This is a genomic window from Pinirhizobacter sp. (assembly GCF_035317885.1).
Classification (GTDB): Bacteria; Pseudomonadota; Gammaproteobacteria; order Xanthomonadales; family Rhodanobacteraceae; genus Pinirhizobacter.
The window spans coordinates 1-4,167 of sequence record NZ_DATHFX010000437.1 but is presented as its reverse complement, the minus strand read 5'-3'; the positions used below and the strand labels follow the sequence as shown (position 1 = coordinate 4,167).

Sequence of the window (4,167 nt, the reverse complement as noted above, 5' to 3'; positions counted from 1 at the left end):
CCGCCACCCCTTCCAGGTCCAGCAGGGTGGCCAGGTCGTTGGCATGCGCACCGTCCAGCAGGAAGGAGATCACCGGCTCTTTACCGGGCGCCGTGCCGAACAGGCGGATACCCGGCAATTCGCTTAAGGAGCTGGTGGCATGGGCCAGCAGCGATTGTTCGTGCGCGCCGATGGCGTCGAAGCCGACGCCTTCCAGGTAATCGATGGCAGCGGCCACCCCGGCGAAACCGGCGATGTTCGGCGTGCCGGCCTCGAAACGGTGCGGTGGCTCGGCGAACGTGGTGCCGTCGAAGCGGACCTCGCGGATCATCTCGCCACCGCCAAAGAAGGGTGGCATGGCATCGAGGTGTTCGCGTCGGGCCCAGAGGGCGCCGGTGCCGGTGGGCGCCAGCATCTTGTGGCCGGTGATGGCGTAGAAATCGCACCCCAGCCCTTGCACGTCGATGCGCCGGTGCGGCGCCGCCTGGGAGCCATCCACCAGCAAGGGAATGCCACGGCGACGGCACTCGCGCGCGATCTCGCGCACCGGATTCACCGTGCCAAGCACGTTCGAAACATGCGCGACGCAGGCGAGCTTCACCTCCGGGGTGAGCAATTCGAAGAACTTCTCCACGATGAGTTCGCCGTTGGCATCGATCGGCGCCGCCTTTACCGTGGCACCCGTGCGAGCGGCCACGATCTGCCAGGGCACGATGTTGGCGTGGTGTTCCATCACCGTGGTGAGGATCGCATCGCCGGGCTTTAGCCGCGGCAAGGCATAGCTGTAGGCCACCAGGTTGATCGACTGCGTGGTGCCTGAGGTAAGGATCACCTCGTCGCGCGAGGGGGCATTGATGAAGCGGGCAAGGCGGTCACGCGCGCCTTCGTAGGCGGACGTGGCTTCCTCGCCCAACTGGTGCACGGCGCGGGCGACGTTGGCGTTGTGTTCGCGATAGTGGCGATCCACCGCTTCGATCACGCTAAGCGGCTTCTGCGAGGTATTGGCATTGTCGAAGTACACCAGCGGCTTGCCGTGCACGGTGCGGGAGAGCAACGGGAAGTCCGCGCGGATGCGCGCAATGTCGAAGGATGGTGCCTGATCGTGCAGCTTGGCGTTCATACGGGATCCTTGGTGCGTCAGGCGACGTCCGCCATGCGCGGCAGGCGCTGCGCCAGCAGGTCGCCCAGGTGTTCACGCAGGCGTTCATCGCCGATGTCGGCCAGGGCCACGCGGCAGAAAGCCAGGGTCAGCAGGCTGCGCGCCTGCGCAAGGCCGATACCGCGCGAGCGCAAATAGAACAGTGCGCGCTCGTCGAGCTGGCCGATGGTGGCGCCATGGGCGGCCTTTACTTCATCGGCGTAGATCTCAAGCTCCGGCTTGGTATCGATCTCGGCGTTGGCCGACAGCAAGAGATTCTTGTTGCTGAGCGCGGCGTCGCTACCGTCGGCCCCCTCGGCCACCACGATGGCACCGCGGAAAACGCCGCGCGCACGGCCGTCGGCCACGCCGCGCCACAGGGCGTCGGACGTGGTGTCGCGGCCGCCATGGCGCACGCTGAGCTGCGTATCGACATGCTGCCGCTGGCCGATCACGAACACGCCGCGGGTCTCCAGGCGCGCACCCGCACCTGCCAGGTCGCAGGCCACGTCATGGCGCACCAGGGCGCCGCCCAGCTCCAGCGCATGAATCGTGGCCGATGCACGCGCGCCGAGCTGGGCGCGCGTCCTGCGCACCAGCGTGGCAGCGATGCCTGCGTCCTGCACGATGAGCCAGCCCAGGCGGGCATCGTCGTGCACGGCAATATCGGTGACCAGCGTCGCCAGGTTGCTGGCCTCGCCCACGGCCACGTGGTGCTCGACCACGTTGACCTCTGCCCCGGCGCCGACATCGACGATGACGCGCAGGTGGCTGCCGGCCTCGGCCTGGCTGCCGCCGGCGAACACCATGTGCAGTGATGAAGAAAGCTTCGCACCCGACGCCACGCGCACCACCACGCCATCGAAACCCAGCGCTGCATTGAGCTGGGCGAAAGCATCCGCCCGTTCGCGGTAATGCCGCGACAGGGCGAAACGCAATGATTCAGGCTGCTCGCGCAGGGCGCGGGAAAGCGGCATCACCTCAAGCCCTGCCACGGCGTGTGCGGTAGAGAGATCCGCACGAAAGACACCATCGACGAACACCAGGCGCGGCCCGTCGACACCCGGTAGCGCGAAGAGCGTGCCATCGACGGTGGCATGGATTGCCGCGTCCACGTCGACCGGGCCGATGCGGCGCTGGCCGAGCGCACGCAGCGCCGTGTACTTCCAGGCCTCGATGCGCGTGTCGGGAAGCCCCCCCGCAGCGAACGCCGCCAGGTTTTCCGCGCGTGCCTGGGCCAGCCAGGCGGGCTCGTCGCCCGGCTGGCGTGCCGCCGCGGCCTGGACCTGCGACTCGACCAGCGGCGTGCGCAGGGCAATCGCCTCGCTCATGCAGGGGCTCCGGCAAGTTCGGCGCGCGCCAGGTCCGGATGGATATCGGCAAGCCAGGCGTAGCCTTGCTCCTCGAGCTTCACCGCCAGCGACTTGTCGCCGCTCTCCACGATGCGGCCACCAGCCAGCACATGGACGAAGTCCGGCTCGATGTAATCGAGCAGGCGCTGGTAGTGCGTGACCACGATGAAAGACCGATCGGGCGAGCGCAGCGCGTTGACACCGCCGGCCACCTGCTTCAACGCATCGATGTCCAGGCCCGAATCGGTTTCGTCCAGGATGGCGAGCTTCGGCTCGAGCACGGCCATCTGGAAGATCTCGTTGCGCTTCTTCTCACCGCCGGAGAACCCCTCGTTCACCGCACGGTGCAGCAGTTCATCGGAGATCTGCATGACCTTGAGCTTTTCGCGCACCAGCTTGAGAAAGCGCATGGAGTCGAGCTCTTCCTCGCCGCGGTGCTTGCGCTGGGCGTTCAACGCGGCGCGCAGGAAATACGTGTTGTTCACCCCGGGAATTTCCACCGGGTACTGGAAGGCCAGGAACACGCCGGCGGCGGCGCGCTCTTCCGGCTCCAGGTCCAACAGGTTGACGCCGTTGTAGAGGACGCTGCCAGCCGTGACCTCATAGCCTTCGCGCCCGCTCAGCACGTGGCCCAGGGTGGACTTGCCCGCCCCGTTCGGCCCCATGATGGCGTGCACCTCACCGGCATTCACGGTGAGCGAGAGGCCCTTCAAGATTTCCCTGCCCTCGACGCGGGCATGGAGGTTGTCGATCTTCAGCATGTTGTTGTCCATGTTGGTTCAGCCGACCGCGCCTTCAAGCGACACTTCCAGCAGTTTCTTGGCCTCGACGGCAAATTCCATCGGCAGTTCGCGGAACACCTGCTTGCAGAAGCCGTCGACGATCATCGACACGGCATCTTCTTCACCGATGCCGCGCGAGCGGCAATAGAACATCTGGTCGTCGGAAATCTTCGAGGTAGTGGCCTCGTGTTCGACGATTGCCGTGGGATTCTTCACTTCCATATAAGGGAAGGTGTGTGCGCCGCAGCGCTTGCCGATCAGCAGCGAATCGCACTGGGTATAGTTGCGTGCGCCATCGGCACCCTTCTCCACCTTCACCAGCCCCCGGTAGCTGTTCTGGCCGTGGCCGGCGCTGATGCCCTTGGAGACGATCTTGGATTTCGTCTGCTTGCCGATGTGGATCATCTTGGTGCCGGTATCGGCCTGCTGGCGGTGGTGGGTAAGCGCAACCGAATAGAACTCGCCCACCGAACGATCGCCGCGCAGGATGCAGCTGGGATACTTCCAGGTGATGGCGGAGCCGGTTTCCACCTGCGTCCAGGAGATCTTCGAATCATTGCCCCGGCAATCGCCGCGCTTGGTGACGAAGTTGTAGATGCCGCCGACGCCGTTCTCGTCGCCCGGATACCAGTTCTGCACGGTGGAATACTTGATCCGTGCATCGTCCAAGGCGACCAATTCGACCACCGCGGCATGCAGTTGATTTTCGTCGCGCATGGGCGCCGTGCAGCCCTCGAGATAGCTCACGGAAGCCCCTTCGGCGGCGATGATCAACGTCCGTTCGAACTGGCCCGTCTTGGCGGCATTGATGCGGAAGTAAGTCGACAGTTCCATCGGGCAGCGCACGCCCGGCGGCACATAGACGAACGAGCCGTCTGAAAACACCGCGGAGTTCAACGTCGCGAAGTAATTATCG

4 protein-coding genes are annotated in these 4,167 nt (G+C 65.3%); all 4 read right to left on the bottom strand.

The genetic code is table 11. From position 1 onward, the window contains the following. Positions 1-1,099, bottom strand: a 1,099-nt coding sequence (locus VK519_RS14395; protein WP_324350867.1) for an aminotransferase class V-fold PLP-dependent enzyme, incomplete at its 3' end; no start/stop codon positions are given. 17 nt (positions 1,100-1,116) lie between these two features. Beyond that, positions 1,117-2,448, bottom strand: a complete 1,332-nt coding sequence (gene sufD, locus VK519_RS14390) for a Fe-S cluster assembly protein SufD (RefSeq protein ID WP_324350865.1) — start codon at positions 2,446-2,448, stop codon at positions 1,117-1,119. Then, on the bottom strand, positions 2,445-3,230 hold the full coding sequence (gene sufC, locus VK519_RS14385) for a Fe-S cluster assembly ATPase SufC (protein WP_324350864.1): 786 nt from the start codon (positions 3,228-3,230) through the stop codon (positions 2,445-2,447). Before sufC ends, sufD begins: the two co-directional genes overlap by 4 nt. Positions 3,231-3,248: 18 nt before the next feature. Further along, positions 3,249-4,167, bottom strand: a 919-nt coding sequence (gene sufB, locus VK519_RS14380; RefSeq protein ID WP_324350863.1) for a Fe-S cluster assembly protein SufB, incomplete at its 5' end; no start/stop codon positions are given.